The following is a 25,899-nucleotide window of genomic DNA, read 5'->3' on the forward strand; positions in this document are numbered from 1 at the left end:
ATGTCCCGGTCAGCAAAACCCCAAAATGGCCGCCGCCGCTTTCTGCGCGATATGGTTCGCGCAGCGGGCGGGCTGGCCGTCGTTGGCGTGGCGCTGGGGTTGCAACAACAAACCGCACGCGCAACCGGCGTGCGGTTGCGCCCGCCAGGTGCACTGAGCGAGGAGGCATTCGCCAGCGCCTGCGTACGTTGTGGTCAGTGCGTTCAGGCATGTCCCTATGACACGCTGAAGCTGGCAACGCTGGCCTCCGGGCTGGCGGCCGGTACGCCATACTTTGTCGCCCGTGATATTCCCTGCGAAATGTGTGAGGACATTCCGTGTGCCAAAGTCTGCCCGAGCGGCGCGTTGGACAGGGAAATTGAATCCATTGACGATTCGCGTATGGGGCTGGCGGTACTGCTGGATCACGAAAACTGCCTCAACTATCAGGGATTACGCTGCGACGTTTGCTATCGCGAGTGCCCGAAAATTGATGAGGCGATCACCCTGGAGCTGGACCGCAACATGCGTACCGGCAAGCATGCGCGGTTTATTCCGACCGTGCACAGCGATGCCTGTACCGGCTGTGGGAAATGCGAAAAAGTCTGCGTACTGGAACAGCCAGCAATAAAAGTGCTGCCGCTGTCGCTGGCAAAAGGGGAGTTAGGACACCATTACCGCTTCGGTTGGCTGGAGGGGAACAATGGCAAATCGTAAACGTGATGCGGGGCGTGAAGCGCAGGCAAAAAAAGGATGGTGGAAGAGTCATCGCTGGCTGCTGCTGCGTCGTTTGAGCCAGTTTCTGATACTGGCGATGTTCCTCAGCGGCCCGTGGCTTGGCGTATGGATCCTGCATGGCAACTACAGTAGCAGCCTGTTGCTGGACGCTATCCCGTTCACCGATCCGCTGATTACTCTGCAAAGCCTGGCCAGCGGGCATCTGCCGGCGACGGTGGCGTTAACGGGAGCAGCTATCATCACGGTGCTGTATGCCCTGGCCGGTAAGCGGCTGTTTTGTAGCTGGGTTTGTCCCATGAACCCGGTTACCGATTTAGCCAGTTGGTTGCGCAGAAGGTTTGACCTGAATCAGTCCGCAACCCTGCCGCGCCATATACGGTACGTCCTGCTGGTGGTTATCCTGGTCGGTTCCGCCCTGACCGGTACGCTGTTGTGGGAGTGGATAAATCCAGTCTCTCTGCTTGGACGGAGCCTGGTAATGGGATTCGGTAGCGGAGCGTTGCTGATCCTCGCGCTGTTTTTATTTGATTTACTGGTCGTTGAGCATGGCTGGTGCGGGCATCTTTGCCCACTGGGTGCGCTGTATAGCGTGGTGGGAAGCAAAGGGGCATTAACCGTTTCGGCAAAAGAACGTAACAGATGTAACCGCTGTATGGATTGTTTTCATGTTTGCCCGGAACCGCATGTGCTACGTGCGCCGGTGCTGGATGAGCAAAGTCCGGTGCAGGTAACCAGCCGCGATTGCATGGCCTGCGGTCGCTGCGTGGATGTCTGTTCTGAGGATGTTTTTACAATAACAACACGATGGAGTTCGGGAGCGAAATCATGAAAAGCCATGACCTGATTAAGACGCTGTGTCAATGGACGGCCCTGCTTGCCCTGGTCGTCAGTGGGGCCGTTTGGGCTGCAAATGGAGTGGATCTGAGCCAGTCACCGGAAGTCTCAGGAACACAAGAAGGGGCGATTCGCATGCCGAAAGAGCAAGAGCGCATGCCGCTGAACTATGTGAATCAGCCGCCGATGGTTCCGCATAGCGTTGAAGGGTATCAGGTGACGACTAACACTAACCGCTGCCTGCAATGCCACGGTGTGGAAAGCTATCGCACCACCGGTGCGCCGCGAATCAGTCCGACGCACTTTATGGACAGCGACGGCAAGGTATTGGCTGAAGTTGCGCCGCGTCGTTATTTCTGCCTGCAATGTCACGTTCCGCAGGCTGACGCCGCGCCGATTGTTGAAAATACCTTCACCCCCTCGAAAGGTTACGGGAAATAAGAGGTCATTATGGAAAATTCTAACCGTAAACCAGGCTGGATTAAGCGCGTCTGGCAATGGTGGCGTCGCCCCAGCCGTCTGGCGCTCGGCACGCTGTTGTTAATCGGCTTTGTGGGCGGCATTATTTTCTGGGGCGGCTTTAATACCGGTATGGAAAAGGCCAATACAGAAGAGTTCTGCATTAGCTGTCACGAAATGCGCAATACGGTATACCAGGAATACATGGAAACCGTACACTACAACAACCGCAGTGGTGTGCGAGCGACTTGCCCTGATTGCCACGTCCCCCATGAGTGGGGCCCGAAAATGATCCGTAAGATCAAGGCCAGTAAAGAGCTGTACGCGAAAGCACTGGGGCTGATAGATACACCGCAGAAATTTGAAGACCATCGTCTGACGATGGCGCAAAATGAGTGGCGGCGTATGAAAGATAATAATTCGCAAGAGTGCCGAAACTGTCACAACTTCGAGTTTATGGATTTAACCGCCCAGAAAGGCGTTGCGGCCAAAATGCACGACCAGGCCGTGAAAGACGGGCAAACCTGTATTGACTGTCATAAAGGGATAGCGCACAAACTGCCTGATATGCGCGAAGTCAAACCGGGCTTTTAACAGGATGTAGATAACCAGGTATGCTTGAAGCCAGAGAATTACTTTGCGAGCGAGATGACAGAATACTGTTCAGCAATCTGTCATTTCGCGTCAACGCAGGGGAATGGGTACAAATTACCGGCAGCAACGGCGCAGGGAAAACCACTCTGCTGCGGTTGCTTACCGGGCTGGCGCGTCCCGATGCAGGGGAGGTTTGCTGGCAAGAGCAGCCGCTGCATTACGTGCGGGACAGCTACCATCAGCAACTGCTGTGGATCGGACATCAGCCGGGGATAAAAACCCGGCTTTCGGCGTTGGAGAACCTGCGTTTCTTCCATCATGACGGCGACATTGCACTGTGTCTGGCTGCGCTGGCGCAGGCGGGACTTGCCGGATATGAAGATATCCCGGTGAACCAGCTCTCCGCCGGACAACAGCGGCGTGTGGCGCTGGCCCGTTTGTGGCTGACCCGCGCCCGGCTGTGGATCCTCGATGAACCCTTTACCGCCATTGATGTGAACGGCGTTGAGCGACTGACTCAGCGTATGGCGCAGCATACGGAGCAGGGCGGTATTGTTATTCTCACCACCCACCAACCGCTCAATGTCGAAACCGATAAAGTGCGACGTATTGCGCTGACCAGCGAGAGGGCAACGCAATGATGTGGCGAATCTTCCGTTTAGAACTGCGAGTTGCGTTTCGTCATAGTGCGGAAATCGCCAATCCTTTATGGTTCTTCCTGATTGTTATTACGCTGTTCCCGCTGAGCATTGGGCCGGAGCCGCAGCTTCTGGCGCGCATTGCGCCGGGCATCATTTGGGTTGCGGCGCTGCTGGCGTCATTGCTGGCGCTGGAACGCCTGTTTCGTGATGATCTGCAGGACGGCAGCCTTGAGCAACTGATGCTGCTGCCGTTACCGCTACCGGCCGTGGTGCTGGCGAAAGTGATGGCGCACTGGGTCGTGACCGGCCTGCCGCTGTTGATTCTCTCGCCGCTAGTGGCGCTGCTGCTGGGCATGGATATGTACAGCTGGAAAATTATGGCGCTGACGTTGTTACTCGGAACGCCGACGCTGGGCTTCCTCGGTGCGCCGGGTGTGGGGCTGACGGTGGGCTTAAAGCGCGGCGGCGTGTTGCTAAGCGTGCTGGTGCTCCCGCTCACCATACCCTTACTGATTTTTGCAACCGCCGCGATGGATGCGGCTTCTATGCACTTACCGGTTGAAGGGTACATGGCAATTCTGGGCGCGTTGCTGGTCGGCAGCGCCACGTTAAGCCCGTTTGCCACAGCCGCGGCGTTACGGATAAGCGTGCAGTAACGAGAATTAGATGTGTAGGCCGGGCAAGGCGCTCTGGCACAACGGATTTTAATTTATGGAGTCTGGTGACTGAACTATGTGGAAAACACTTCATCAATTGGCGATGCCCCCTCGGCTCTATCAGATCTGTGGCTGGTTTATCCCGTGGCTGGCGATTGCCAGCGCGGTGGTACTCATAACGGGATGGGTCTGGGGCTTTGGTTTTGCGCCTGCGGATTATCAGCAGGGGCAGAGCTATCGCATTATTTATCTGCACGTTCCGGCGGCAATCTGGTCGATGGGCATTTATGCCTCGATGGCTGTTGCCGCGTTTATCGGCCTGGTCTGGCAGATGAAAATGGCCAATCTGGCGCTGGCTGCGATGGCGCCGATTGGTGCAGTGTTTACCTTTATTGCGCTGGTGACCGGCTCCGCATGGGGCAAACCGATGTGGGGAACCTGGTGGGTCTGGGATGCTCGACTCACCTCTGAACTGGTACTGTTGTTTCTCTACGTGGGTGCCATTGCGCTGTGGCATGCCTTTGACGACCGCCGTCTGGCAGGTCGTGCCGCCGGTATTCTGGTGCTGATTGGCGTGGTCAACTTACCGATTATCCACTACTCGGTTGAGTGGTGGAATACGCTGCATCAGGGTTCTACCCGCATGCAGCAAAGCATCGATCCGGCGATGCGTACGCCGCTGCGTCTGGCAATCGTCGGCTATCTGTTACTGTTTGTCACGCTGGCGCTGATGCGCATGCGTAACCTGATTTTGATGATGGAAAAACGCCGCCCGTGGGTGAGCGAACTGATCTTAAAAAGAGGCCGCCAATGACCCCTGCATTTGCATCATGGAGTGATTTTTTCGCGATGGGCGGCTACGCCTTGTATGTCTGGCTTGCCGTAGCGATGAGCGTTATCCCGCTGGTGGTGCTGGTACTGCATTCCACGTTACAACATCGCGCAATTTTACGCGGTGTAGCGCAGCAGCGGGCGAGAGAAGCGCGTATGCGTGCGGCGCAAGTGCAACGGGAGGCGGCGTGAATATTCGACGTAAAAATCGGTTATGGATAGCCTGTGCGGTACTGGCGGGTCTGGCGTTGACCATTACGCTGGTGCTTTATGCGCTGCGTTCTAATATTGACCTGTTCTATACGCCGGGAGAGATACTCTACGGTAAGCGCGAAACGCAGCAGATGCCCGAAGTCGGTCAGCGCCTGCGCGTGGGCGGAATGGTGATGCCCGGTAGCGTAAAGCGCGATCCGCAATCGCTAAAAGTAAATTTCAGCATCTATGACGCCGAAGGTGTGGTGGATGTCACCTACGAAGGCATTCTGCCGGATCTGTTCCGCGAAGGGCAGGGTGTTGTTGTTCAGGGCGAACTGAACGAAGGAAATCATGTGCAGGCCAAAGAGGTTCTTGCCAAACATGATGAGAATTACACCCCGCCGGAAGTCGAAAAAGCGATGCAGGAAAACCATCGTCGCCCGGAAAGTGTTTATAAGGATAAAACGTCATGATGCCTGAAATTGGCAATGCGCTGTTGTGCCTTGCGCTCGGCGTGGCGTTACTACTGTCAGTCTATCCGCTGTGGGGCGTAGCGCGCGGCGACGTGCGAATGATGGCCTCCGCGCGGCCTTTTGCCTGGGTTCTTTTTATCTGCGTGATGGGGGCGTTCCTGATTCTGGTCAACGCCTTCGTGGTTAATGACTTTACTGTCACCTACGTTGCCAGCAACTCCAATACCCAGCTTCCGGTCTGGTATCGGGTCGCGGCAACCTGGGGGGCTCATGAAGGCTCGCTGTTGCTATGGGTGCTGCTGATGAGCGGCTGGACGTTCGCCGTTGCGGCGTTCAGCCAGCGTATGCCGCTGGACATCGTTGCTCGCGTGCTGGCGGTGATGGGGATGGTAAGCGTTGGCTTTCTGCTGTTTATTCTGTTTACCTCCAACCCGTTTGCCCGTACGTTGCCCAACTTCCCTATTGAAGGGCGCGACCTGAACCCGCTGTTGCAGGATCCGGGACTGATTTTCCATCCGCCGTTGCTGTACATGGGGTATGTCGGCTTCTCCGTGGCCTTCGCGTTTGCGATTGCCGCGCTGATGAGCGGACGACTGGACAGTACCTTCGCCCGTTTTTCGCGTCCGTGGACGCTGGCGGCATGGGTGTTCCTGACGCTGGGTATTGTACTCGGTTCGGCCTGGGCCTATTACGAGCTGGGCTGGGGCGGCTGGTGGTTCTGGGATCCGGTTGAGAACGCCTCGTTTATGCCATGGCTGGTGGGAACGGCGCTGATGCACTCGCTGTCGGTAACCGAACAGCGTGCCAGCTTTAAAGCCTGGACGCTGCTGCTGTCAATCTGCGCATTCTCGCTTTGCCTGTTAGGTACTTTCCTGGTGCGCTCCGGCGTTCTGGTATCGGTGCATGCCTTCGCCTCCGATCCGTCGCGCGGGATGTTTATTCTGGCCTTTATGGTATTGGTGATTGGCGGCTCCCTGTTGCTGTTTGCGGTGCGCGGTCACAAGGTCCGCTCACGGGTGAACAACGCGCTGTGGTCGCGTGAATCTCTGCTGTTGGGCAACAACGTTCTGCTGATTGCCGCCATGCTGGTGGTGCTTTTGGGCACGCTGCTGCCGCTGGTGCACAAACAACTGGGTCTGGGCAGTATTTCGATTGGCGAACCGTTCTTCAACACCATGTTTACCTGGCTGATGGCGCCGTTCGCGCTGTTGCTGGGTATTGGGCCATTAGTGCGCTGGGGCCGTGACCGACCGCGTAAACTGAAAACGTTACTGATTATCGCGTTTGTCACCACGCTTGTTCTGTCGCTGCTGCTGCCGTGGTTGTTTGAGGATCGAGTTGCCGCTATGACGGTGGTAGGGCTGGCGATGGCATGCTGGATATTCGTGCTGGCGATGTCCGAAGCATTCCTGCGTGTTTCCCGCGGAACGAAATTAACACCAAGCTATTGGGGCATGGTGTCGGGCCACGTTGGGCTGGCGATTACTATTGTCGGTATTGCCTTCAGCCAGAACTACAGCGTTGAACGCGATGTGCGCATGAAAGCAGGTGATAGCGTCAGTATCCATAACTATCAGTTCACGTTCCGCGAAGTGAAAGATATTACCGGACCTAACTACCGGGGCGGTGTCGCCATTATTGGCGTTACCCGAGATGGTAAACCGGAAGCCACGCTGCATGCGGAAAAACGCTTCTATAACAGCACCAGTTCGATGATGACCGAAGCGGCAATTGACGGCGGATTCACGCGCGATCTGTACGCCGCGCTGGGTGAAGAACTGGATAACGGCGCATGGGCTGTGCGTCTGTACTACAAACCGTTTATTCGCTGGATTTGGGCCGGAGGATTGCTGATGGCGCTGGGCGGATTGTTCTGCCTGTTTGATCCACGCTATCGTCAGCGCGCGCGTCCTCGCGCCGCGGTGCAAAAAAATGCGTCGGAGGCTGTATGAAGCGCAACGCACTGTTAATTCCGTTTATTATTTTTCTGATCATTGCGGCGGCGCTGCTGTGGCAGCTGGCGCGTAACGCTCAGGGAGACGATCCCACGAATCTGGAATCGGCGCTGATCGGCAAACCCGTTCCGACATTCCGCCTGGAGTCGCTGGAGAATCCGGGTCAGCATTATCAGGCCGATGTGCTGACCCAGGGCAAACCGGTACTGCTGAACGTCTGGGCGACCTGGTGCCCGACCTGTCGCGCCGAACATCAGTATCTGAACCAGCTATCTGCACAAGGCGTGCGGGTGGTGGGTCTGAACTATAAAGACGATCGTCAGAAAGCCATTGTCTGGCTGAAAGAGCTGGGCAATCCTTACTCATTAAGCCTGTTTGACGGCGACGGTATGCTCGGTCTGGATCTTGGCGTGTACGGCGCGCCGGAAACGTTCCTGATCGACGGTAAAGGTATTATTCGCTATCGCCATGCCGGTGATTTGAATGCCAGGGTGTGGGAGAGCGAGATCAAACCGTTGTGGGATAAGTACAGTAAGGAGGCTGCGCAATGAGATTTTTACTGGGCCTGCTGATGCTGGTTATCTCGGGATCTGCGCTGGCGACCATCGATGTGATGCAGTTTAAGGATGAAGCGCAGGAGCAGCAGTTCCGTCAGCTTACCGAACAGCTGCGCTGTCCTAAATGTCAGAACAACAGTATCGCCGATTCTAACTCGATGATTGCCACCGACCTGCGCCAGAAAGTGTACGAACTGATGCAGGAAGGGAAAAGCCAGAAAGAAATTGTCGATTATATGGTGGCGCGCTACGGCAACTTTGTCACCTACGATCCGCCGTTGACGCCGCTTACTGTGCTTTTGTGGGTGATGCCGGTGGTAGCGATTGGTTTGGGCGGCTGGATTATTTTTGCCCGTACTCGCCGACGCGTCCGGGTGAAGCTTGAAGAGTTTCCTGACGACGTTATCCCGGATGGCAAGCGCGGTGGATTTGGGTTGTTTGTGCCCGGCATCGTGGTGGCGCTGATCGTTGGCGCGGTGAGCTATTATGAAACCGGCAGCTATAAGCAGGTTCAGGTCTGGCAGCAGGCCACCGCTCAGGCTCCGGCGCTGCTGGAACGCGCGTTGGATCCGAAAGCTGACCCGCTCAATGAAGAAGATATGACACGTCTGGCGCTGGGGCTGCGCACGCGTTTACAAGCCGATCCTACAAACGTTGAAGGTTGGATCATGCTTGGGCGTATTGGCATGGTACTCGGTAACGCCAGTACGGCCACTGAAGCCTATGCCAATGCCTATCGACTGGATCCTAAAAACAGCGATGCGGCGCTGGGTTATGCGGAAGCACTGACCCGTTCATCCGATCCTGACGATAATCGCAGGGGAGGGGAGCTGTTACGCCAGCTGGTGCGCGGCGAGCATGCCAACGTGCGGGTTCTCAGCATGTACGCGTTTAACGCTTTTGAACAGCAGCGCTTTGGTGAGGCGGTTGCGGCATGGGAGATGATGCTGAAATTATTACCGGCCAATGATACCCGTCGGGCGGTGATAGAACGCAGCATTAAGCAGGCGATGGAGCAGCTAACGCCGCAGGAGAAGTAAGAGTCCAGATTGCCCGAAGGCGTGCTGCTTTCGGGCCTGTGCGAGCTTTGTAGGCCGGATAAGACGCTGTTGCGTCGCCATCCGGCATCTCATTGATTACTGCATGCCGCGTGTTTGCAAAAACAGGATGGTGGCAGCAACGCGAGAACGCACGTTGAGTTTGCGCAGCAGGTTACGAATATGCACCTTCACCGTCTGTTCGGAAATATTCAGTACCGACGCAATCTGTTTATTCGACAGCCCCTGAGCCAGCTCGTGTAACACATCCAGCTCGCGTTCGGTGAGAATGCTGAATGGATCTTCCTGCGCACCAAACAGGTCACGTTCGCGCAGATATTCGCTAACACGAGCGCTAAACGCTTTACCACCTTTTGCGCCGTTACGAATGGCTTCCAGCAAGACTTCGGGATCGCTATCTTTCAGTAAATAACCATCCGCGCCGGCATCAATTAAGGCGTACACATCGCTGGCGGCATCCGATACGGTAAGAATAATAATTTGCGCGGTGACGCCGTCCCGACGCAGCGCATTCAGGGTGTCCAGCCCGCTCATACCTTTCATATTGAGATCCAGCAGGATCACATCAAGGTCCAGACGGTTTGCCAGATCGATAGCACTTGCGCCGTCGCCTGCTTCAGCGACTACGTCAAATGCGGGATCCAGTTGCAATAATTGACTAATTCCCCGCCGCATGAGTGGGTGGTCGTCGACAATCAGCACCCGAAAAGGCGTTACTTCAGGCATACTATTCTCCTGAGCTTTTATTAGTATCATTATTGTTTTCAGCGCATCAATCGTCCAGATTCATCGCGCTGATGAGAGGATGAATTTTACCCCAATTTGTGCATGGGTAAGTAGTAAAACCTGTGCTGAAGGCTGCTGTAAAACTCAGGAATGCGGAATCGCAGACATAAAAAAACCAACCGCAAGGGTTGGTTTTTTTGGGGATTTTTGGTCGGCACGAGAGGATTTGAACCTCCGACCCCCGACACCCCATGACGCCGCTTATAACCTGCTGAGAACCGCACCATTTCTGATGTTAGGTACTATTCGTATGTATAAACAAACAGTGCTTTTTTAGCAAAATCTGCTCTATATACATCAATGACTTAGGTGGTGGTTTCTCCCCATTTCGAAATGGTCATTTTTTGGAGCATTACTATATTAATAGGTCCAGTCTATAGCACTTTTTGTTTTCGCTTTTGATATGTTTTTCTGTGGATAAAGCTAAGTTATCCACAGACTTGTTCTTTAAAGTGTCTAACTACTACAACTTTGGTTGTTAATTGTTTTATGTTTAGCCTAAAGTCAATAATCACTTGGATTTTCGGCCATTTTGGCCTATTGGAATTTACGATCATCCTCATGTAATCTTCTCAAACTAACTAAGATTGCTGGATGTTGAGGCAACATAGCTCGTCGTTTTTTTAAAGGTGATTTAATGCCACAACCGGCGCTCAAAGCGAACGAAATCAGCAGTGAGCTGGTCGATATTCTTGCATCTAAGACTAAGATTAGTGAGATGCAATTTTATCGATACATAAGGGATATAGAAAAGCTTAAGGATAGTTCCTCAGAAGACTATCTGAAGGCTTTGGCGCATGGGGCATATGGGCGAAAAGATGTTGCCGTTGCCTTTTTCAAAGAGGCTTTGAAGCAGAAGAATTCGATTATTGCTCAAAACTACGTCGTGTATCTTAGCGATTATGGTACGTATAGTGAGCTTCATGAAGCTGTGAGCCAGTTAGTTGATCATTTTCATACCCAGCTGATGGTTGGTAGTGCTTGGGAAAGTAATCTTTTCATGGGCAATATTGATAAGGCGATCCACTATGCTCATAAATTGATGGGTATGGTTGATGAAAAGGATGCTGATATGCTGAGAACACTTGCTTCGACCGCAAAGCAACAATATGCGCTCTTCAAGAAGACCACTGGCATTTCAGATAGTGAGTTTCAGGATATCGCTCTGCGAGTGGTTGGTGTACTGGATAGCTATAAAGTTAACCCTATAGCAGTATCTTTCTTTGCTGTACCGGAAGAAAAAACATCTTCATATGTTATGGCTGTGAATACTTTTGATGCTGATGTTTTATCAGATATGAACCTAGATATCGCCTTTTCTTTAGCCGAAAACGATAGTCTAATAGGAAAGCCATTTAGCGTATGGTTTGAAGGTGGTTCGAAGGAGACTATACGTGCCTGTTAGTAGCAATGATTTCATAGAGTTCGCAAAAGATTGTGAGAAAAGAAATGATGAAATTGGCTTCAGGAATGCAATAGCCCGTTCGTATTACGGAGCATATCATCATGTCCTCCCATGTTTAACTAATGGTCCTAAAGATAATCACCAAGGCCTTATTGATTATCTCGTTAGTGATGCGTGGAAAGGTAACGAACCTTACACTAAATCTGAATTGGTCGGTTTAGGTTATGCGCTTCAGTCATTGAAGGATCAGCGTATCATTTGTGATTACAGACTTGCCGATACAATAACCCCAACTCAGTCGAGCACTGCAATAAAGACTGCGGAAAAACTAATTAAACGTTGCGTCGATATGACCAAAGCAGCGGCATCCTAATCTTAAACCGGCCTAAGAAGAGGCCGGTTTTGTTTTAGCCACAACTTATTTCCCCGTGTGGCACAATTACCCAATCGATATGGTTTTGTGTGTAAATCTTGGTTGATTTCGCATCGCTATGCGCCATTCGTCCTTGCGGATCGATGCCCTGCTGATCGAAAAGATGCGCAGCCAGCGCTCTGATTTCGTGAAAGGTTGGTCTTTCGTCCATCGGTAGATTGTCGCATAAACCTAGCCTGTCACGCGTAGCTGAAAACGACCGACTTAAATAATCCGGTGCAACTTGAGTAGGGTGTGAAACCTCTTTGCTGCGTTTAACCTGCCGTTCTGGGATCCTGTGAACGACAAACGGACTGGCAACATTATCTCGACTATCGTCAATTATCCGCTTCAACTCTTCCCCAATCGGGATTGCAACGTGAGATGCCTCTTTTTTTTGCACTTTCTGCCTGTGGATGTATAGCGTCCCATAAATACCGTTTTCTGGTTGCGATAACCATAGACACCCGCAAATGCCGTCTTTAGGCTCTCTTATGGAGTAACGGATCCGTGAAACCTCCAATCGTGCGTGTGTTGTCTGCAATGCCAAATCCATCGCGGTCCGTAACCATGGCTCTGCTGCGCGCCTGATAGCTTTAAAGTTATCAAGTGAGAGGCGCTGGCGTTTCTTCTCTTCTGTCCTACGCATTTTTTTACGGGTTGCCGGGTTATCGAACATTAGCGATTCATCGACCGCATAAGAAAATAATTTTTTAAGAAAGCTGACTTTCCTGTTTTGTACGTTCGCTGATGCTTCGGCATGATAGTGATTTATATAGGCGTTCACATGCTCCAGCTCAATATCACAAGCTGGTATGCTGATGAAGAATTCTTTCACCCTCAGAGCATCGTTGTTCCAATCGTCGAGTGTATTCTGTGAAGGGCGCTCATTCTCAATCGCCCGCTCCATAATATGATCTACGTGTTCAGCAAATGGTTTTGCTTCCCCAGTTACACCGCCAGATTCACGGACAAGTATTTCTACTGATGGTACATTTGCAGGTCTCATTCTTAGGTTGTATTCACGGGCTATAGCGATCGCTACAGCCCTGTCTTTACCAATATTCTTTTTTTTCCCAGTAATGAGCGTAAATTTATAAACGCCGCGATCTTTATCGAATATTAGATATTCGGGTAGATGGCGGTATTCTCTTTTTCTTGGCCTGGCTGCCATGGTTAACCCTCACTGATAAGCTGGCGAACCGTATGATTAACCATTGAGTCGACCCCCCATTTTTCAGACTCGCAGACCCAAACAGATCCGTCTACGATTTTGCCTGTGAGAAGTCCGTTTTCAACCCAACGTTTAATGGTTCGATTATCCGGGATCGAGTCTTTGGTAAATTCGCGTTTACCCCACTGACTCGCCTTCATTAGTTTTGCCATGACAGATTCTCCATACAGCCCGGCTGCACCCGGGCTTTCATATTTATAAATTATTGCTGGTGGGGCAGTAGACGTTGCCAAATTGCTGAAACGTATTTGGCCTGGTGGCGGGCATCGGCCAGTGCGTTATGTGCAACCCCATCGAATGGCATATCTCGCTTAGGATCGAAACCCACAACTCTGCCTAATGTGACGATGGTTCTGACGTCGTGATCGTTCCAAAATTGCCACGGGCAAACCTGGCCGGCGCGCTCATATGCGCCGCGCAATATAACGTTGTCGAAAGTAGCTCCATTGCCCCAAACTTTTAAATATTTCGGGTTATCAGAATGTCGGTTAATGAAATGGCTCAGTTCAGATAGGGCAGACGATATTGGCAGAGCATCATCAACACAGATTGCTGATCGTGCTTCTGGGCTTTGTTTTAACCACCACAGAATAGTGTCACCATCCGGCACTGCTCCCTGTTCCATAGCACTTTCAAGATTAACGGCGGTGTAAAACTCCTGACCCAGTTCACCGCTTTGCGGATCGAAGAACACGGCACCAATGGAGACGATAGGGGCATTCGGTTTTTTGCCCATGGATTCGAGGTCGATCATTAAATTGTTCACGTTAAATATTCTCCTGTTTTGGTGCTGCTTTAATCATTGCTGCCCAGCACAACTCAGCCCGGCGCGCCGCCTGTTGACATCCACTCAATGCTTCGTATTCCTCCCACTCTTTTTCATCGCTGAAGTGCGGATCTGGAACCGATTCGAAGCCGTTAATAATCATGTCCTCGGTAGGAACAATCGGCACAATAACGTAACCATCTGGCACTACCGGAACTGGCAGTGCGTGGCGATAGAGCATTATCTGGCGGCGTGGGTCAGCAAATTTATTGGCATCTTTGTCAATGCCAAACAAATAACCGATTCCAGCAACTTTCGCGTCGCGCAACTCCTCCTCGTCTGTCCACGCCACAGGCTCAGCGCCAAACGATGTAATTGCCATATCAATCACCTTCAATACATCAGCGAGAATGTATGCTCTGTTCCCGCCGTTTGAGTACTGGGTATCATGTTGCAGGTGCTCGCGTATCAGGTGCAGGCGATCGACAGATACAGGACCGTGCACCGGGTGGTTTGTGCTTTTAGTCATTCCATGCCTCCAGCTCGTTCTGGATTTCCTCGTCGACCTCGTCATTTGTGGCATCTTCGTTCAGATAGTCGCGCGCCTCTTTGAGATACTGTTCTCGGCGTTCGTGGTACCAGGCAGAGAACTCCGGCGACCACCCTCGATTAGCCCCCTGAAAATCTACCATCGCATTATCCTCAGCCATACGTTCGACCATGCAATCAGCGGTGGTCAGGGCGCATTCCCGGATGTAACTGCGAAGGTGGTGCTTACGCCAGTACGGACTGTATTTTGAATCGCAGCGGCTTTTAAATTCGACAGTCCAGCGACGGATGCAACGTGCGTTCAGTGATTTACTCATTGTGCTGCTCCCTGTCTGGCTCTATTTAATAGCTGGTTAAACATCATGGTTAGGCTGTTACTGCACCCAAATGGCATATCATTAACACGGTATGTTGGAATGCCCTTGCGAACACCGGACTTCACGATCCGGCCGGTGCCATAGAGTTGCGATAATGCGCCAGCGACCGCGGGTGTCTTTTTGTTCATACCTTTGGCGATTTCACCGCTGGTGGTATTCGGATGAGACTGGAGATATTCAAATACAGTCATGGCGTTTTACCTTTACGTTCCTGTTCCAATTGCACCAGAGACTCTTTTAATGCTGCGAACGTAGCTTCCAGTCTGGTGGCGACTTCGCGCATAAGCGGTGCATGCTTCGGTGGCAGTTCAGCAACGGAGGCAAAAGCCTCCGCAACGAGTTCTTTTACCTTCATGCGGCGCATTGGCGCAGCTCCACCAGTTCGTTAAAGCGGTTCATGAACAGGCCATAGGCTTGACCAGGACGGAGAGGGATAACCTGAACGAGATCAGAGCAGGGAATACCTTCGAGAATTTCCCACTTCGAACCGTCATCGATTTCCAGATCACGGCGCTCGGTAGCTAACATGGTTAGATCGGCATATTTCACGACAGCAGCTTGTTCAAGAGAGATACCGAATTTAAAGCGGATAAGCCCATCAATATAAGTTTCCATACGCTGGTAGTCAGGCAGCAAGGCTTTGAGCGGGGCTGGAATATCCTGGCAATATGCCTCCGCAGCGTCGTGCATCAGCGCTTCAAAGGCGAACTCTGGCGGCACAATCTGGCTTACAAGCACAGAGTGCTGGGCCACGCTGTAGAACTCTGGGAGATGCCCAGCGAATCGACAGATGTTGGAAAGAGCAGTCGCGATATCCTCAACATCGATATCGTCGATTGTGGCGGTCAGGTAGTTAAATTTTTTACCGGATAATGTCTGAATGTAGATCATGGTTTTCTCCATATTGGCGCGCTGCACCGCGCCATTAAATTAATGAATTGCTGAATTTAGCGTGCAGCAACCCAACCCATTACATGGGTTAATTAGAGTGGTATTTGTTAGGCTGCTGGTTTTTGTGACTGATCTTCTTTGTAGGAAAGAAGATCACACATCAGGTTCACTACTTTACTGAATTGGAAAAGATCAGCACCGGCCTGATGACGCCACTGAAATGCTTTATCATCTTCATCGTTGAATGTTTGGGCTTGGGTATTGATGCGCGAAAAATGGAAATTTTCGGTGAGGATGAACGATACACCGCATCCTGCTAGCTCCATTTTATCAGCGGTAAAGCCGCTATTAAGGCTATCAGCTAGCTCGCTTTGAATTGAGTCGTGTTCAGCTGAGTAGCGAATAACTTCCTTTTGATCGGCAAGGCGGGACAGCTGGATATAATTGCCGACGGTAAACCCTTCAAAATCATTGGCCACGCCATTGATATAGTTTTTCAAACGCGTAGTTAAACCGTTCTTAATATCGCTAATGTTGATTGTTTCTGTTTTAACGGAACCGACAACTTTCACCAGCATAGCTACAGCCATACCGGCAATATTTTTATTGGTCGTATTGACCACTAATAGCTTTTCATTGGTGCTGTACAACGCAAGGATCAGCGTTGATTTAACAAATGCCTGTTTACACAGGTCAACGCGGACGCTGTCGATAATTGCTAATCGTTCGATACGTTTGATTTTACTCCCGGACATATCTTCGATTCTTTGGATCCGTGCTGCGGCTTCCTTCAAAACAACATGCTGGGGAATGATTTTCTGATCATGGCGGAGCACGATGGCATACCCACCTGATATTGGGGTGACCAATTCGCCAGTGATCGGGTTTGGTACAAAAGAGGCGCGTGAAAACTCAGTTTCACCAATCTCGGAGTAGGGGAGTTCAAGCAGATGCCCCTCGATAGCTTCAATTCCAGGTAGTGTGGCGCGGTACACGATTGCGTTACGGAACTTAGGTAATTTCATTTAACTTTCCTCTGCACAAGGTTTTAGTCCATACACGAAGTTGCGGCAGCTGCCACCGCCGAACTTTCTCCATACACAACAGAGAAGGGCACCTGCATTGGTTGGCGGTTTGAGAGACCGCTTTCTTTTTGCCCGGGTGGATTGGGTTATGAGCCCGTCGCCCGGTGATGCCCTTTTCTGTTGCGTAAAAAGGGCGGTACCGAGGTAGAACATTATCTTCGTCCCCCTTGCATAAGGTTGAAGACCCTGGTACCGCCAAGACTACACACAGCAATACTGGAACTACGGTTATCACGGTCCTAAGCGTGATTTGGTTGTGGTTGCTGGTGCTGAACTCCAGCTCAGTGGCGCGGTGTTTCAATATCGTAACCGCCCGTTCCATCCGCGTTCGATCAGTCCGTATGCTCGCTTAGAACGTTTCGCCTGCTTATCTTTTCTCAACCGTTTGACGGTCAGCCCCGCCATTTACCACAACGAAGAGAGCACTGCCGGTGTTCGAATCGAACGAACCTTTTCCCTGCCCAACCCTCCCAACTGAATGGGACTGTCTGGAATCGAACCAGCACTTATGCCTTGCTCGTCAATGCTCTCGTCGTTGTGCCCTGAAAAAGGCTGGCGGTTACCGGAAATACACGGGAAAACACCGGGCCGCCAGAACAGGGAGTTACTTGTTATTGCTTTGGCCTGCTTTTAACCACATCAGGCGTGGTGGTATCCTTCAAAGTCCCTACAACCCCGAAGGAATCAAAATGATTAATGGAATCGCTCACCTCTTTACGCAGATCAAAAGCAATATTGCTCAACTTCGCGGTATCCAAATCAGTGGCTATGTTGATAGCTCTGAAGTTTCCTGTGTCACAAACCGCGCCGTGCTAATCTGTTCTCTCGACATCATTCTCTATGAGCACCGTAAGAAGTACGGGAATCAACTCAATGGACTTAACGGAAAACAGGCTCTTCACCACAAGTTGCTTCTCAAATACAAATGGCCGCTGTCAGTAATTCGAGATTTAACGCTTACTGATGCGCTGCTTGCCCTGCACGATGAAATCCAGTTCTCTGCTCTTCCAGAGCCAGCAAGTGAATATCTCTCGCGCATTACTCACTCTAATTACCCAGTTAACTTCCCTGATTATTTGGACGCTGAGTGGGACCCTGAGCTGTCCGAGAAATTTCTAATTGAGATTCAAGGGTAGCTTCAGTGATCATTGAATCCACCTCTGCAAGCCTCCGCACACAGGAGGCTTTATCCATATGTAACTGACGAAGATGCGCCATTGCTTCGACCTTCTTACACAGCCACTGATAAAGCTCTTCGTTGCTCATGCTACCGGCATAAATATGTGGTTCGTTCTCTTTCATCCAGAAGTCCCTTGAGAATTTATGTGTTAGCGAATCATCCCGGCCTTCATATGCCCCGGGCGGCTACTTCGTGGGCGTCCTGCCTGTTCGCTGTTGTGTAACACCTTTAAGTTGTAATTTAGTTGTGGAGATGCACGATGTCAACAACTTTATGTGGTTTGATTGAAGATGAGATGAATGCAAGGATGTATAAAAAAGAGGAGGCTGTATGGAAGACAAGCTTTACGTATTTAATTACACACACAATAGAGATAAGTTGTTTGCGAACCTAATCAGTATCATTGATGGTATTGTTGCTGATGGGGTGGTAAGAGATGAGGAAGTTCTTTACCTTGACACATGGCTACTTGAAGCAAATCAAATTATAAGAAATGGCGTTATTAAGAGTCTATCGGCGAGGGTCTCAGATATCTTAGCTGATGGTGTCATTACAGAGGAAGAAAGAAAAGAACTCAAAAACAGTCTGACAAAAATCCAAAGAGAAATTTTAGATATTCCTGGGATTTATTTTTACTCTGCTGAAATGGATCTACATCTTCTTAATGGATTGTGTAAAGGGCTGATCTCGGATAGGACCTTGACGGAAGATGAAATTAGATATCTCGATTGGTGGTTAACCCAAAATGGGGCTCTTAAGAGTAACTACCCAGGGAAGGATTTGTACATTCTAATAAAAGATATCCTTAACGATGGGGTAATAACTCCAGAGGAAAGCGAAACTCTACATAAAGCACTTGTTGACTTTACTGGATGCGATCTAGACAGCGGGGTTGTTGATGGATTAGCGACGAGGCTACCGATTGATAATGATGCACTCGTTGATCTTGCGGACAAAACCTACTGTTTAACGGGTACCTTTATGGCAGGTAAACGAGCGGTGGTAGAGGAACGGATCAAAAGTGCAGGGGGAAAAATAAGTAATGGAATTACCCAAAAACTGGACTTCCTTGTTGTCGGAACCCTATCATCCAGAGACTGGAAATTTTCCAGCCATGGGAGAAAGATAGAGAAAGCTGTTAGCTATCGCGACGATAATGGTGCAAAGCTAAAAATTATCTCAGAGGAAATGCTATTTAGCGTATTACCATGAACGTGATGACCAGAACACTCTGCCGATAACATGAATTCTTGCGCGGCGTTCATTGAAGGTGAGTATTTCATCTGGATACTCATCTTTGTTGAAGCTTCTTATAATTAAACCACCATCAGGTTGGTTTATTAGCACTTTGACCCTTAGCAGGACCCCATCTCTAACAGCGTATAAATCGCCATCTCGGATAGGATTTGTCTGTGCTATATCAACAGCAACATGATCGCCGTTATTGAGAACTGGCAATAAGCTGTTCCCCCAAATTTTTACGATCCTAGCATTTGTAGCGCTGACTCCAGCTTTCCTTAAATCCATTCTTCGGATAGGAAACCAGTCAATTACAGACTCCACAATTTCGGCTTCACACCCATTTCCTGCTGATAACTCAACATCTAGTACTGGTATGTCAGCGAAAATGGCAGGGTCTAAACTGGCACTTTCAGCCTCTCCAACCACAAAATCAGAAAGTGAAGCATTTTCCTCAATGCCTAGTTGCAACCACTTTTGGCTAACGCCTAATACATTTGCGATTTCTTTTATCTTTCGCGGTTGCAATGTATCTCCGTTTTCTATTTTTGCTACGGATTGTTGAGAAACACCTATGGATTCAGCGAGTTGAGCTTGGCTTAACCCTGTTTTTTCTCTCGCAATTTTCAGTCTTTCCGCCAGTGTGTTCACAACTTCCCCCCTTATTTATGGTGAGATTACAACTTTATGTTTTAGCTTTCCAACACCTAAAAGTTGTGATAAAAGTTGTTAAGATTGTATAATCTCTATCGGCAACAACTTTTATGTATTGATACAGGAGAAAGCTATGACTCCCGAGCAGTTAGCCCTTTCAGAGGCAATCGCTCTGGCTGGTGGCCAATCAGAGTTAGCGCGCAAGCTTACCGCTAGTTCTGGGCGATTAGTGAAACAACAGCAGGTCTGGAACTGGCTGAACAGAGAGAAAAAACCACCAGCAAAACTATCAGCGCTAATTGAAAAGGTCACCGGAGTTTCAAGAGAGAAATTACGTCCTGATATTTTTCAAAAGATTAAAGATTCAGCAGCGTAATTGTAACCACAGAACTAAGGGGTAAGCCGTGGGTAACGAGCCTATTTGGAAAGTCGAACGTCAGCCAGCATGGCTGGTGGCGGCGATAAAAAAAACGATCACCGATCTACCTGGTGGTTATGCCGAGGCAGCGGAATGGTTGGGCGTGACAGAGAACGCATTGTTTAACCGCCTTCGTGTCGACGGGGATCAGATCTTCCCTATGGGATGGGCGATGGTATTACAGAAAGCCGCCGGTGTTAGCTACATAGCTGATGCGTTTTCTCGCCAAACAGATAACGGGATCCATATCCCTGGCGCGGCACCAGAAACAGAGAACGAAGAGATTGGTTTAAAGCTAGCTGAGCTGGTGGGCAGGCTTGGGGATCTGGTCAACGCATACCGTCGATACATTGATGATGGTGTGGTTGATAAAGGGGAGTGGGACAGTCTGAATGAAATCGCCTACCAGTTCCGGGTAACGCTTATGACGTTCCTGAACCTGATTTCACGAGTTTATTGCCTTCCAGAAAAGAGTGACGCCCGCGAGTGTGCAGCTCCGGGCGCCTTGGCGAACAACTCTTCGAGTATGGAGAAATAATCCGCATGAGCAATTTAATCGTAAATCCTTACTTACCGCAACTACGAATGATCCCGGTGCCGGGTCTTCCGCTGTTTCGGTATGAATGCAAAGTATCAAATCGCTGGGTGTCATGTAACCACAGCCAGGCTGCCGTAATTGTGGGGGTCTACTATCGGAGGGCAAAACGCCTGTGCGCGAACTTAACCGAAGGTTCAAAGATCACCGCGGAGTGCCAGTCCGTGTTATCCGCTGGGAGCCAGAAACGCAGCGCGTTATCTACCTGCGAGATGGCTATCCACACGAATGCTTCAGCCCACTTGAGCATTTCAGGCAAAAGTTCAGGGAGATAACGGACGATCATGAGCACTAAATTAACCGGCTACGTATGGGATGGTTGCGCAGCGTCGGGCATGAAGTTGTCCAGTGTTGCGATCATGGCTCGCCTTGCTGACTTCAGCAGCGATGAAGGTGTGTGCTGGCCGTCAATTGAAACTATTGCTCGCCAGCTTGGCGCAGGCCCGAGCACTATCAGAACGGCAATCGCAAAGCTTGAAAAAGATGGCTGGCTCACACGTACACAGCGCCGTAATGGTAACCGTAATGCTTCGAACGTGTATCGGCTGAATGTGGCGAAACTTCAGACTGCCGCATTTTCTCAACTGTCAGATTCTGACACGTCAAAATCTGACGCATCAAAATTTGACGCCTCAAAAACTGACCCGTCGAAATCTGGCAAAAACAGCGGTTTTGACCCGTCAGAATCTGGTGGGGATCCGTCAGTAAAATCAAAACAAGATCCACAAGTAACTTCAAAACCCTTTTGTCCGGTTGCGGCGCAACCAGACCCTGAGGTTGTGATTACTGATCAGGCCAGACAGGTTTTGTCTTACCTGAACCAGACTACTGGCTCACGCTACCAGGTATGCAGCACGTCGCTGGAGAATATTCGCGCCCGTCTTCGGGAACAATTCACGGTTGATGACCTGTGCCTGGTAGTGGATTACAAAAATGCCGATTGGCGTGATAGCGAGCAGGCGCAATACCTCCGCCCGGCAACTCTGTTCATTCCAAAAAACTTCCCTGGTTACCTGCAAAGCGCGACCAAATGGTCCAGTGCTGGCCGGCCTGAACGCGTTAACGGCAAATGGGAGACTAACTCAGCCAGCCGCGCAAACTTCCAGAGTGTTGATTACTCACTGCCAGAAAATTCGGGGTTCCGTTCATGATGACAAATAAATATTGCCTGGCGCTGTCGGCACTGCGTAGCCAACCAGCCCACGAATTGAAAGAAGTTGGCGATCAGTGGCGGACACCGGATCTGCTTTTTTGGGGGATTAACGCGCTATTTGGTCCATTAGTTCTGGACTTGTTTGCTGACGACGACAACGCGAAGTGCCCGGCATGGTACACCGCAGAAGATAACGCGCTAACACAGAACTGGTCTGAACGCCTGGCAGAACTGGGCGGCGCTGGTTATGGCAACCCACCGTATAGCCGTTCGCAGTACCACGAGAAGCAGGCGATCACCGGCATGACGCACATCATGAACTACGCAGCAGCCCAGCGCGAGAAGGGCGGTCGCTATGTATTCCTGATAAAAGCCGCGCCGAGTGAAACGTGGTGGCCGGAAGATGCCGATCACATCGTATTCATTCGCGGGCGCATTGGGTTCGATCTGCCTGTGTGGTTTGTACCTGCTGACGAAAAACAGAAACCCACCAGCGCGTTTTTTGCCGGTGCTATAGCTGTCTTCGATAAGTCATGGCGTGGTGAGCGGTTCAGCTATATCAACCGCACAGAACTGGAGGCAAAAGGTCGGGCGTTTATGACTTTGGCGCAATTCGCCGTTGGTAAAGAGCAAACAATTGCAATGCAGGCAGCCAAGGAACCAGTAATACCATCGGAAACTGAGTCACGAATCTGGCCTCTCGAGGTTGGTCTGGTGTTTAACCAGGTGGAAGGCGTTGATGTATTAAGCGAGGTTCAGCAGAACAAGCTGAAAGCCAACATCAATCAACTCTGGCTGGAACGAACGGCCACCAGCGAAATCATTACTGCCGCTTCTGAACTTGTTCGCAATATGCGGGGAGAGGCCGCGTGAAACTGATCCTGCCTTTTCCTCCGAGCGTGAACACTTACTGGCGCGCCCCTAACAAGGGGCCGCTGGCCGGTCGTCACCTCATTAGCGCTGATGGCCGTAAATACCAGAGCGCTGCCTGCGTGGCGATCATTGAGCAATTACGACGTCTCCCGAAGCCATCGACTGAACTGGCAGCGGTAGAAATCACTCTGTACCCGCCGGATGCGCGCCGCCGGGATATCGATAATTACAACAAAGCCCTGTTTGACGCGCTGACGCATGCGGGTGTCTGGGAAGACGACAGCCAGATTAAGCGCATGCTGGTGGAATGGGGACCCGTAGTGCCGAAAGGTCGGGTAGAGATAACGATCAGCAGATATGAACCGGCGGGTGCAGCCGCCTGATATGGAGAAAAGTATGAGCCAGTTAATCGTGAATGGTGTAGTAACAATGTCCAGCCGTGATATTGCGGATCTGGTTCAGAGTAAACACAGTGACGTGAAACGCTCGGCTGAGCGTCTTGTTGCTGCGGGAATTTTAACCGCGCCGTTGGCGCAGTTCGATTTTGAGCATAACGGCAATGTTTACCAGGAGTATCGTTTTAACAAACGCGACTCTCTGGTGATTGTTGCCAGACTGTCACCAGAATTTACCGCTGCGGTTGTTGATCGGTGGCAGGAACTGGAAGAAGGGCAGAGTGTCAGTGTTCCCCGCTCATTGCCGGAAGCGCTTCGCCTGGCTGCTGATTTAGCCGAGCAGAAAGAGCAACTGACCATCCAGCTGGCAGCTGCGGCGCCAAAAGTGGAGTTTGTTGATCGTTATTGCTCTGCAAAAGGCTCCATGTCATTCCGGCAGGTAGCCAAATTGCTCAACGCAAAAGAAACTGAGTTCCGCCTGTTCCTTATTGAACGCAATATCCTGTATCGCCTCGGCGGCACACTTACCCCTATGGCGCAGCACATTTCCGCGGGAAGATTTGAAGTTAAGACGGGAACATCGAGCACATCCAATCACGCATTCAGCCAGACGCGTTTCACTGCCAAGGGAGTACGCTGGATTGGTGGTTTGTGGGCTGAACATATTGCAGGGGGACAGGCGGCGTGAGGGCTTTGTTAACTCCTGAAGTAGCCCATCGTATGGGGATTGTGTTGTTTCGTCCCGGCGCGGAACTGATGCACCTCTTCATGCGTGGTCGCGTTCTGCTCGAGCCTGAACCAGAAGAAATGGCGTCATTCAGTACCGGGGCTGTTCCGGCAGCCATTCAGCCGCTGGCTGATGATCCGGTAATGCGGCAGGTCTTCGGGAATGAGCGGGTTATTCAGCGTGCCGGTGGGATTCCTTCCCTTGAGCAATGGTTGAGTAATCGGTTTGAATGCCAGTGGCCACATTCAACGTGGCACGACAAGAACTTCACAACAATGCGGCACCCACCAGGAAGCATTCGCCTGTGCTGGCATTGCGATCACACTTTGTCGGGGCAGCATACCGAACAGCTTGCAGGTATAGCGGCCGGAAACCTGGTATCCTGGATTCTGGAAGTCATTCGGCGTGATTCTGGTTTTCCCGAGTCGCATATCCTGACGCTTCCGGAACTGTGCTGGTGGATGGTCAGGAACGACCTGGCTGATGTAATACCGGAAAGCGTTGCGCACAAGGGGCTACGCCTTCCGGATGAAAACATCCGCTCTGTCATGAGGGAAAGCGACATTGTGCCTTCCGCTTCTGCAACCAGCCTCGTGCAGGAGAAGGCGAAGAAGATCCTCACGCTCTCTGTTGATCCGGAGTCTCCAGAATCTTTCATGCTCAGGCCAAAGCGACGTCGCTGGATAAATGAGACGTACACCCGCTGGGTTAAAACACAACCCTGTGAGTGTTGCCGACGGCCAGCAGATGATCCGCACCATATCGTAGGGCACGGTATGGGTGGTACAGCAACAAAAGCCCATGACCTCTTCGTGATCCCTCTGTGCAGAGAGTGCCACGACGAGTTACACGCCGATGTACCAGCATTCGAGCAGAAGCATGGTACGCAGCTTGAGCTGCTACTGCGTTTTATGGATCGGGCGCTGGCGATCGGCGTAATTGCGAAAGCTTAAACGTATGGAGACCGTATGAACCTGGATAATGTACTGAAATTTTTTGCGCCGAAAGGTATGCACATATCAGATACCAGCAGAGCGACAGCCAGTGAACAACTGACGGTTACTGATGTAATGGCTGCACTGGGGATGACTCAGGCCGATGCGGGGATAGGCCTGGCAATGTTTCTGGGCAAAGCTGGTATCAGCAGCCAGGACAGGGAGGCGTCAATAGCTTGGCTAACGGAGTACGCGAAAGAGCATGCGCCCATGGCCATTCGTAAAGCGTCAGGGAAAAAGTTTCCCCTCTGCATGCGTATTCTTGCCCGGTTTGCCTATAACGATTATTCCTCATCAGCCGCTGATAGCGTGGCATGCCCAAAATGTAGTGGTAAAGGGTTGCTTACAACTACTAAAACCGTGACTAAAAGTCATTACACAATGCGATTGCCACAATGGGCAAAAGACCTGAGACAGTCACCATCTGACTTTGAGGTTAAGCGCGATGTAACTGACACTGATCATACGTTATGTTCCCGCTGCCATGGCACAGGAAAGTTAAGTAAGCGATGCCAGTGCGGCGGCACAGGTAAGACTATTGACCGTAAAGCGACAGAACTGCAGGGCGTACCGGTTTACAAAGAATGTAAGCGCTGTGAAGGTCGGGGATACAGCAGGCCAAAATCATCGGTTGCCTATCGAGGTGTTTTTTCTGAGTTGCCGAGTCTGCCTGACCGAACGTGGCGTTATAGCTGGAAACCATTCTATGAAAGCCTGGTGACCAAATGTTTCCAGGAGGAGAGTTATTCAAGCTCTCAACTGAATCGGGTGACTAAAAGTGAAGATGTGATAAATATCGCGTAATTTAGCGTCATGATGTTTGCAATGTTGCCGTTTTTGTGTATATTTGACATTAACGATGGGCATTGTATGTTCAGAGTTAAGAAACCCGCCACCGAGCGGGTTTTTTGCTTTCCGGCGATACGACAGGGAAATTCGCGAGATGAATTGCGTTAGTTCCCCTATCACATCGTCGATCTGCAAATCTCCCCCAAAAGAAAACAAGGCCTCGCAACCAAGCGGGGCTTTTTCATATTCAGGGCTCACTGACGGACGGCTCATAACCCAATCCGACAGGCGCTTGCGCAGAGCCCGTTCTGATTCAGGCTCACGGGAATCATCCTCGATACTCATTGTTGATAAATCCAGCCCGTGAAGCCTGATCCTCCTTTCATCACACAGCGCCATCCGAACT

Annotated in this window: 37 protein-coding genes and 1 tRNA gene; 25 read left to right on the top strand and 13 right to left on the bottom strand. The window is 50.9% G+C overall.

Translation table 11 applies throughout. From position 1 onward, the window contains the following. From napG to LY264_RS08070, 12 genes are all read left to right on the top strand, one after another. Entirely contained in the window at positions 1-696 is a 696-nt protein-coding gene (gene napG / locus LY264_RS08015) for a ferredoxin-type protein NapG (RefSeq protein WP_003834629.1), read from the top strand. Beyond that, a complete protein-coding gene (napH, locus tag LY264_RS08020; protein ID WP_003027552.1) occupies positions 683-1,546 on the top strand; it encodes a quinol dehydrogenase ferredoxin subunit NapH in 864 nt (287 codons plus the stop codon). Before napG ends, napH begins: the two co-directional genes overlap by 14 nt. Beyond that, positions 1,543-1,992 (top strand): nitrate reductase cytochrome c-type subunit, encoded by a 450-nt coding sequence (napB, locus tag LY264_RS08025; protein ID WP_003834627.1) that lies wholly within the window; start codon positions 1,543-1,545, stop codon positions 1,990-1,992. The genes napH and napB overlap by 4 nt, the downstream gene beginning before the upstream one ends. Positions 1,993-2,001: 9 nt before the next feature. Further along, the gene (gene napC / locus LY264_RS08030; RefSeq protein ID WP_003027548.1) at positions 2,002-2,604 is read left to right on the top strand and encodes a cytochrome c-type protein NapC; all 603 of its coding nucleotides are present in this window, start codon (positions 2,002-2,004) and stop codon (positions 2,602-2,604) included. Positions 2,605-2,624: 20 nt separating this feature from the next. Beyond that, on the top strand, positions 2,625-3,245 hold the full coding sequence (gene ccmA / locus LY264_RS08035; protein ID WP_048224658.1) for a cytochrome c biogenesis heme-transporting ATPase CcmA: 621 nt from the start codon (positions 2,625-2,627) through the stop codon (positions 3,243-3,245). Further along, positions 3,242-3,901 carry a heme exporter protein CcmB gene (gene ccmB, locus LY264_RS08040; protein ID WP_048215891.1) on the top strand — a complete coding sequence of 220 codons (660 nt, stop codon included), beginning with the start codon at positions 3,242-3,244 and terminating at the stop codon, positions 3,899-3,901. The genes ccmA and ccmB overlap by 4 nt, the downstream gene beginning before the upstream one ends. Positions 3,902-3,977: 76 nt before the next feature. Beyond that, the gene (locus LY264_RS08045; protein ID WP_003027538.1) at positions 3,978-4,715 is read left to right on the top strand and encodes a heme ABC transporter permease; all 738 of its coding nucleotides are present in this window, start codon (positions 3,978-3,980) and stop codon (positions 4,713-4,715) included. Next, positions 4,712-4,924 (top strand): heme exporter protein CcmD, encoded by a 213-nt coding sequence (gene ccmD, locus LY264_RS08050; protein ID WP_048215892.1) that lies wholly within the window; start codon positions 4,712-4,714, stop codon positions 4,922-4,924. Before LY264_RS08045 ends, ccmD begins: the two co-directional genes overlap by 4 nt. Continuing rightward, a complete protein-coding gene (ccmE, locus tag LY264_RS08055) occupies positions 4,921-5,400 on the top strand; it encodes a cytochrome c maturation protein CcmE (RefSeq protein WP_016150677.1) in 480 nt (159 codons plus the stop codon). The genes ccmD and ccmE overlap by 4 nt, the downstream gene beginning before the upstream one ends. Then, positions 5,397-7,352, top strand: coding sequence for a heme lyase CcmF/NrfE family subunit (locus LY264_RS08060; RefSeq protein WP_048224655.1), 1,956 nt, complete (start codon positions 5,397-5,399; stop codon positions 7,350-7,352). Before ccmE ends, LY264_RS08060 begins: the two co-directional genes overlap by 4 nt. Beyond that, complete coding sequence (gene dsbE, locus LY264_RS08065; protein WP_003834613.1) at positions 7,349-7,906, top strand: thiol:disulfide interchange protein DsbE; 558 nt, start codon at positions 7,349-7,351, stop codon at positions 7,904-7,906. Before LY264_RS08060 ends, dsbE begins: the two co-directional genes overlap by 4 nt. After that, positions 7,903-8,952: a cytochrome c-type biogenesis protein CcmH gene (locus tag LY264_RS08070; protein ID WP_032944027.1), complete on the top strand. Its 1,050-nt coding sequence runs from the start codon at positions 7,903-7,905 to the stop codon at positions 8,950-8,952. The genes dsbE and LY264_RS08070 overlap by 4 nt, the downstream gene beginning before the upstream one ends. A 96-nt stretch (positions 8,953-9,048) precedes the next feature. On the opposite strand, the gene narP is transcribed toward LY264_RS08070, so the two are convergent. Next, positions 9,049-9,696, bottom strand: a complete 648-nt coding sequence (gene narP, locus LY264_RS08075) for a nitrate/nitrite response regulator protein NarP (protein ID WP_003834605.1) — start codon at positions 9,694-9,696, stop codon at positions 9,049-9,051. A gap of 208 nt (positions 9,697-9,904) precedes the next feature. Continuing rightward, a tRNA-Pro gene (locus LY264_RS08080) sits at positions 9,905-9,977 on the bottom strand. A 416-nt stretch (positions 9,978-10,393) separates the two neighbouring features. On the opposite strand from LY264_RS08080, the gene LY264_RS08085 reads away from it, so the two are divergent. Continuing rightward, on the top strand, positions 10,394-11,161 hold the full coding sequence (locus tag LY264_RS08085; protein ID WP_109862869.1) for a hypothetical protein: 768 nt from the start codon (positions 10,394-10,396) through the stop codon (positions 11,159-11,161). Next, positions 11,151-11,534: a hypothetical protein gene (locus LY264_RS08090; RefSeq protein WP_109862868.1), complete on the top strand. Its 384-nt coding sequence runs from the start codon at positions 11,151-11,153 to the stop codon at positions 11,532-11,534. Before LY264_RS08085 ends, LY264_RS08090 begins: the two co-directional genes overlap by 11 nt. Positions 11,535-11,568: 34 nt before the next feature. Here LY264_RS08090 and LY264_RS08095 read toward each other — a convergent pair whose 3' ends face one another. From LY264_RS08095 to rdgC, 9 genes are all read right to left on the bottom strand, one after another. Next, positions 11,569-12,747 (bottom strand): phage integrase Arm DNA-binding domain-containing protein, encoded by a 1,179-nt coding sequence (locus LY264_RS08095; protein ID WP_249457586.1) that lies wholly within the window; start codon positions 12,745-12,747, stop codon positions 11,569-11,571. A 2-nt stretch (positions 12,748-12,749) separates the two neighbouring features. Continuing rightward, on the bottom strand, positions 12,750-12,959 hold the full coding sequence (locus tag LY264_RS08100) for a hypothetical protein (protein ID WP_001096408.1): 210 nt from the start codon (positions 12,957-12,959) through the stop codon (positions 12,750-12,752). A 50-nt stretch (positions 12,960-13,009) separates the two neighbouring features. Beyond that, the gene (locus tag LY264_RS08105; RefSeq protein WP_249457589.1) at positions 13,010-13,573 is read right to left on the bottom strand and encodes a 3'-5' exonuclease; all 564 of its coding nucleotides are present in this window, start codon (positions 13,571-13,573) and stop codon (positions 13,010-13,012) included. 1 nt (position 13,574) lies between these two features. Continuing rightward, complete coding sequence (locus LY264_RS08110) at positions 13,575-14,102, bottom strand: hypothetical protein (protein ID WP_249457591.1); 528 nt, start codon at positions 14,100-14,102, stop codon at positions 13,575-13,577. Further along, entirely contained in the window at positions 14,095-14,439 is a 345-nt protein-coding gene (locus tag LY264_RS08115) for a hypothetical protein (RefSeq protein ID WP_048216131.1), read from the bottom strand. The genes LY264_RS08110 and LY264_RS08115 overlap by 8 nt, the downstream gene beginning before the upstream one ends. After that, positions 14,436-14,690 carry a hypothetical protein gene (locus tag LY264_RS08120; protein WP_249457593.1) on the bottom strand — a complete coding sequence of 85 codons (255 nt, stop codon included), beginning with the start codon at positions 14,688-14,690 and terminating at the stop codon, positions 14,436-14,438. The genes LY264_RS08115 and LY264_RS08120 overlap by 4 nt, the downstream gene beginning before the upstream one ends. Continuing rightward, positions 14,687-14,863, bottom strand: a complete 177-nt coding sequence (locus LY264_RS08125; protein WP_001253787.1) for a hypothetical protein — start codon at positions 14,861-14,863, stop codon at positions 14,687-14,689. Before LY264_RS08125 ends, LY264_RS08120 begins: the two co-directional genes overlap by 4 nt. Then, positions 14,851-15,390, bottom strand: a complete 540-nt coding sequence (locus LY264_RS08130; protein ID WP_249457595.1) for an HD family hydrolase — start codon at positions 15,388-15,390, stop codon at positions 14,851-14,853. The genes LY264_RS08125 and LY264_RS08130 overlap by 13 nt, the downstream gene beginning before the upstream one ends. 107 nt (positions 15,391-15,497) lie before the next feature. After that, entirely contained in the window at positions 15,498-16,415 is a 918-nt protein-coding gene (rdgC, locus tag LY264_RS08135; RefSeq protein ID WP_249457597.1) for a recombination-associated protein RdgC, read from the bottom strand. Between the two features lie 749 nt (positions 16,416-17,164). Between rdgC and LY264_RS08140 the strand changes: the two genes are divergently transcribed. After that, on the top strand, positions 17,165-17,611 hold the full coding sequence (locus LY264_RS08140; protein WP_181553950.1) for an ECs1072 family phage-associated protein: 447 nt from the start codon (positions 17,165-17,167) through the stop codon (positions 17,609-17,611). Between the two features lie 374 nt (positions 17,612-17,985). After that, positions 17,986-18,867 carry a BRCT domain-containing protein gene (locus LY264_RS08145; protein ID WP_249457600.1) on the top strand — a complete coding sequence of 294 codons (882 nt, stop codon included), beginning with the start codon at positions 17,986-17,988 and terminating at the stop codon, positions 18,865-18,867. Here LY264_RS08145 and LY264_RS08150 read toward each other — a convergent pair. Further along, a complete protein-coding gene (locus LY264_RS08150; protein WP_048220746.1) occupies positions 18,859-19,545 on the bottom strand; it encodes an XRE family transcriptional regulator in 687 nt (228 codons plus the stop codon). The genes LY264_RS08145 and LY264_RS08150 overlap by 9 nt on opposite strands. Positions 19,546-19,681: 136 nt before the next feature. On the opposite strand from LY264_RS08150, the gene LY264_RS08155 reads away from it, so the two are divergent. The 9 genes from LY264_RS08155 (at position 19,682) to LY264_RS08195 (ending at position 25,508) form a co-directional block, all read left to right on the top strand. After that, positions 19,682-19,924, top strand: coding sequence for a transcriptional regulator (locus tag LY264_RS08155; protein WP_044702968.1), 243 nt, complete (start codon positions 19,682-19,684; stop codon positions 19,922-19,924). A gap of 28 nt (positions 19,925-19,952) precedes the next feature. After that, on the top strand, positions 19,953-20,504 hold the full coding sequence (locus LY264_RS08160; RefSeq protein ID WP_047722332.1) for a YmfL family putative regulatory protein: 552 nt from the start codon (positions 19,953-19,955) through the stop codon (positions 20,502-20,504). A gap of 172 nt (positions 20,505-20,676) precedes the next feature. Continuing rightward, positions 20,677-20,856 carry a DUF4222 domain-containing protein gene (locus LY264_RS08165; RefSeq protein WP_003034732.1) on the top strand — a complete coding sequence of 60 codons (180 nt, stop codon included), beginning with the start codon at positions 20,677-20,679 and terminating at the stop codon, positions 20,854-20,856. After that, positions 20,846-21,712 carry a conserved phage C-terminal domain-containing protein gene (locus LY264_RS08170; protein WP_249457602.1) on the top strand — a complete coding sequence of 289 codons (867 nt, stop codon included), beginning with the start codon at positions 20,846-20,848 and terminating at the stop codon, positions 21,710-21,712. The genes LY264_RS08165 and LY264_RS08170 overlap by 11 nt, the downstream gene beginning before the upstream one ends. Further along, a complete protein-coding gene (locus LY264_RS08175) occupies positions 21,709-22,587 on the top strand; it encodes a phage N-6-adenine-methyltransferase (RefSeq protein WP_249457605.1) in 879 nt (292 codons plus the stop codon). The genes LY264_RS08170 and LY264_RS08175 overlap by 4 nt, the downstream gene beginning before the upstream one ends. After that, positions 22,584-22,970 carry a RusA family crossover junction endodeoxyribonuclease gene (locus LY264_RS08180; protein ID WP_000767088.1) on the top strand — a complete coding sequence of 129 codons (387 nt, stop codon included), beginning with the start codon at positions 22,584-22,586 and terminating at the stop codon, positions 22,968-22,970. Before LY264_RS08175 ends, LY264_RS08180 begins: the two co-directional genes overlap by 4 nt. A gap of 13 nt (positions 22,971-22,983) precedes the next feature. Then, positions 22,984-23,670: a phage regulatory protein/antirepressor Ant gene (locus LY264_RS08185; RefSeq protein WP_003034743.1), complete on the top strand. Its 687-nt coding sequence runs from the start codon at positions 22,984-22,986 to the stop codon at positions 23,668-23,670. Then, positions 23,667-24,662 (top strand): DUF968 domain-containing protein, encoded by a 996-nt coding sequence (locus LY264_RS08190; protein ID WP_249457608.1) that lies wholly within the window; start codon positions 23,667-23,669, stop codon positions 24,660-24,662. The genes LY264_RS08185 and LY264_RS08190 overlap by 4 nt, the downstream gene beginning before the upstream one ends. Positions 24,663-24,677: 15 nt before the next feature. Beyond that, complete coding sequence (locus LY264_RS08195) at positions 24,678-25,508, top strand: antitermination protein (RefSeq protein WP_121540631.1); 831 nt, start codon at positions 24,678-24,680, stop codon at positions 25,506-25,508. On the opposite strand, the gene LY264_RS08200 is transcribed toward LY264_RS08195, so the two are convergent. Further along, positions 25,452-25,838 carry a hypothetical protein gene (locus LY264_RS08200; RefSeq protein WP_249457611.1) on the bottom strand — a complete coding sequence of 129 codons (387 nt, stop codon included), beginning with the start codon at positions 25,836-25,838 and terminating at the stop codon, positions 25,452-25,454. The two genes, LY264_RS08195 and LY264_RS08200, sit on opposite strands and share 57 nt — an antisense overlap. Positions 25,839-25,899 lie beyond the last annotated feature (61 nt).

It is taken from the genome of Citrobacter portucalensis (genome assembly GCF_023374935.1).
In the GTDB taxonomy this organism is placed as follows: Bacteria; Pseudomonadota; Gammaproteobacteria; order Enterobacterales; family Enterobacteriaceae; genus Citrobacter; species Citrobacter portucalensis.

Bases quoted from the DNA above. Each gene is read 5' to 3' on its own strand.
- napG (WP_003834629.1), top strand. From the start codon at position 1: ATGTCCCGGTCAGCAAAACCCCAAAATGGCCGCCGCCGCTTTCTGCGC.
- napH (WP_003027552.1), top strand. From the start codon at position 683: ATGGCAAATCGTAAACGTGATGCGGGGCGTGAAGCGCAGGCAAAAAAA.
- napB (WP_003834627.1), top strand. From the start codon at position 1,543: ATGAAAAGCCATGACCTGATTAAGACGCTGTGTCAATGGACGGCCCTG.
- napC (WP_003027548.1), top strand. From the start codon at position 2,002: ATGGAAAATTCTAACCGTAAACCAGGCTGGATTAAGCGCGTCTGGCAA.
- ccmA (WP_048224658.1), top strand. From the start codon at position 2,625: ATGCTTGAAGCCAGAGAATTACTTTGCGAGCGAGATGACAGAATACTG.
- ccmB (WP_048215891.1), top strand. From the start codon at position 3,242: ATGATGTGGCGAATCTTCCGTTTAGAACTGCGAGTTGCGTTTCGTCAT.
- LY264_RS08045 (WP_003027538.1), top strand. From the start codon at position 3,978: ATGTGGAAAACACTTCATCAATTGGCGATGCCCCCTCGGCTCTATCAG.
- ccmD (WP_048215892.1), top strand. From the start codon at position 4,712: ATGACCCCTGCATTTGCATCATGGAGTGATTTTTTCGCGATGGGCGGC.
- LY264_RS08060 (WP_048224655.1), top strand. From the start codon at position 5,397: ATGATGCCTGAAATTGGCAATGCGCTGTTGTGCCTTGCGCTCGGCGTG.
- dsbE (WP_003834613.1), top strand. From the start codon at position 7,349: ATGAAGCGCAACGCACTGTTAATTCCGTTTATTATTTTTCTGATCATT.
- LY264_RS08070 (WP_032944027.1), top strand. From the start codon at position 7,903: ATGAGATTTTTACTGGGCCTGCTGATGCTGGTTATCTCGGGATCTGCG.
- narP (WP_003834605.1), bottom strand. From the start codon at position 9,696: ATGCCTGAAGTAACGCCTTTTCGGGTGCTGATTGTCGACGACCACCCA.
- LY264_RS08085 (WP_109862869.1), top strand. From the start codon at position 10,394: ATGCCACAACCGGCGCTCAAAGCGAACGAAATCAGCAGTGAGCTGGTC.
- LY264_RS08095 (WP_249457586.1), bottom strand. From the start codon at position 12,747: ATGGCAGCCAGGCCAAGAAAAAGAGAATACCGCCATCTACCCGAATAT.
- LY264_RS08100 (WP_001096408.1), bottom strand. From the start codon at position 12,959: ATGGCAAAACTAATGAAGGCGAGTCAGTGGGGTAAACGCGAATTTACC.
- LY264_RS08110 (WP_249457591.1), bottom strand. From the start codon at position 14,102: ATGACTAAAAGCACAAACCACCCGGTGCACGGTCCTGTATCTGTCGAT.
- LY264_RS08115 (WP_048216131.1), bottom strand. From the start codon at position 14,439: ATGAGTAAATCACTGAACGCACGTTGCATCCGTCGCTGGACTGTCGAA.
- LY264_RS08120 (WP_249457593.1), bottom strand. From the start codon at position 14,690: ATGACTGTATTTGAATATCTCCAGTCTCATCCGAATACCACCAGCGGT.
- LY264_RS08125 (WP_001253787.1), bottom strand. From the start codon at position 14,863: ATGCGCCGCATGAAGGTAAAAGAACTCGTTGCGGAGGCTTTTGCCTCC.
- LY264_RS08130 (WP_249457595.1), bottom strand. From the start codon at position 15,390: ATGATCTACATTCAGACATTATCCGGTAAAAAATTTAACTACCTGACC.
- rdgC (WP_249457597.1), bottom strand. From the start codon at position 16,415: ATGAAATTACCTAAGTTCCGTAACGCAATCGTGTACCGCGCCACACTA.
- LY264_RS08140 (WP_181553950.1), top strand. From the start codon at position 17,165: ATGATTAATGGAATCGCTCACCTCTTTACGCAGATCAAAAGCAATATT.
- LY264_RS08145 (WP_249457600.1), top strand. From the start codon at position 17,986: ATGGAAGACAAGCTTTACGTATTTAATTACACACACAATAGAGATAAG.
- LY264_RS08155 (WP_044702968.1), top strand. From the start codon at position 19,682: ATGACTCCCGAGCAGTTAGCCCTTTCAGAGGCAATCGCTCTGGCTGGT.
- LY264_RS08170 (WP_249457602.1), top strand. From the start codon at position 20,846: ATGAGCACTAAATTAACCGGCTACGTATGGGATGGTTGCGCAGCGTCG.
- LY264_RS08175 (WP_249457605.1), top strand. From the start codon at position 21,709: ATGATGACAAATAAATATTGCCTGGCGCTGTCGGCACTGCGTAGCCAA.
- LY264_RS08185 (WP_003034743.1), top strand. From the start codon at position 22,984: ATGAGCCAGTTAATCGTGAATGGTGTAGTAACAATGTCCAGCCGTGAT.
- LY264_RS08195 (WP_121540631.1), top strand. From the start codon at position 24,678: ATGAACCTGGATAATGTACTGAAATTTTTTGCGCCGAAAGGTATGCAC.
- LY264_RS08200 (WP_249457611.1), bottom strand. From the start codon at position 25,838: ATGAGTATCGAGGATGATTCCCGTGAGCCTGAATCAGAACGGGCTCTG.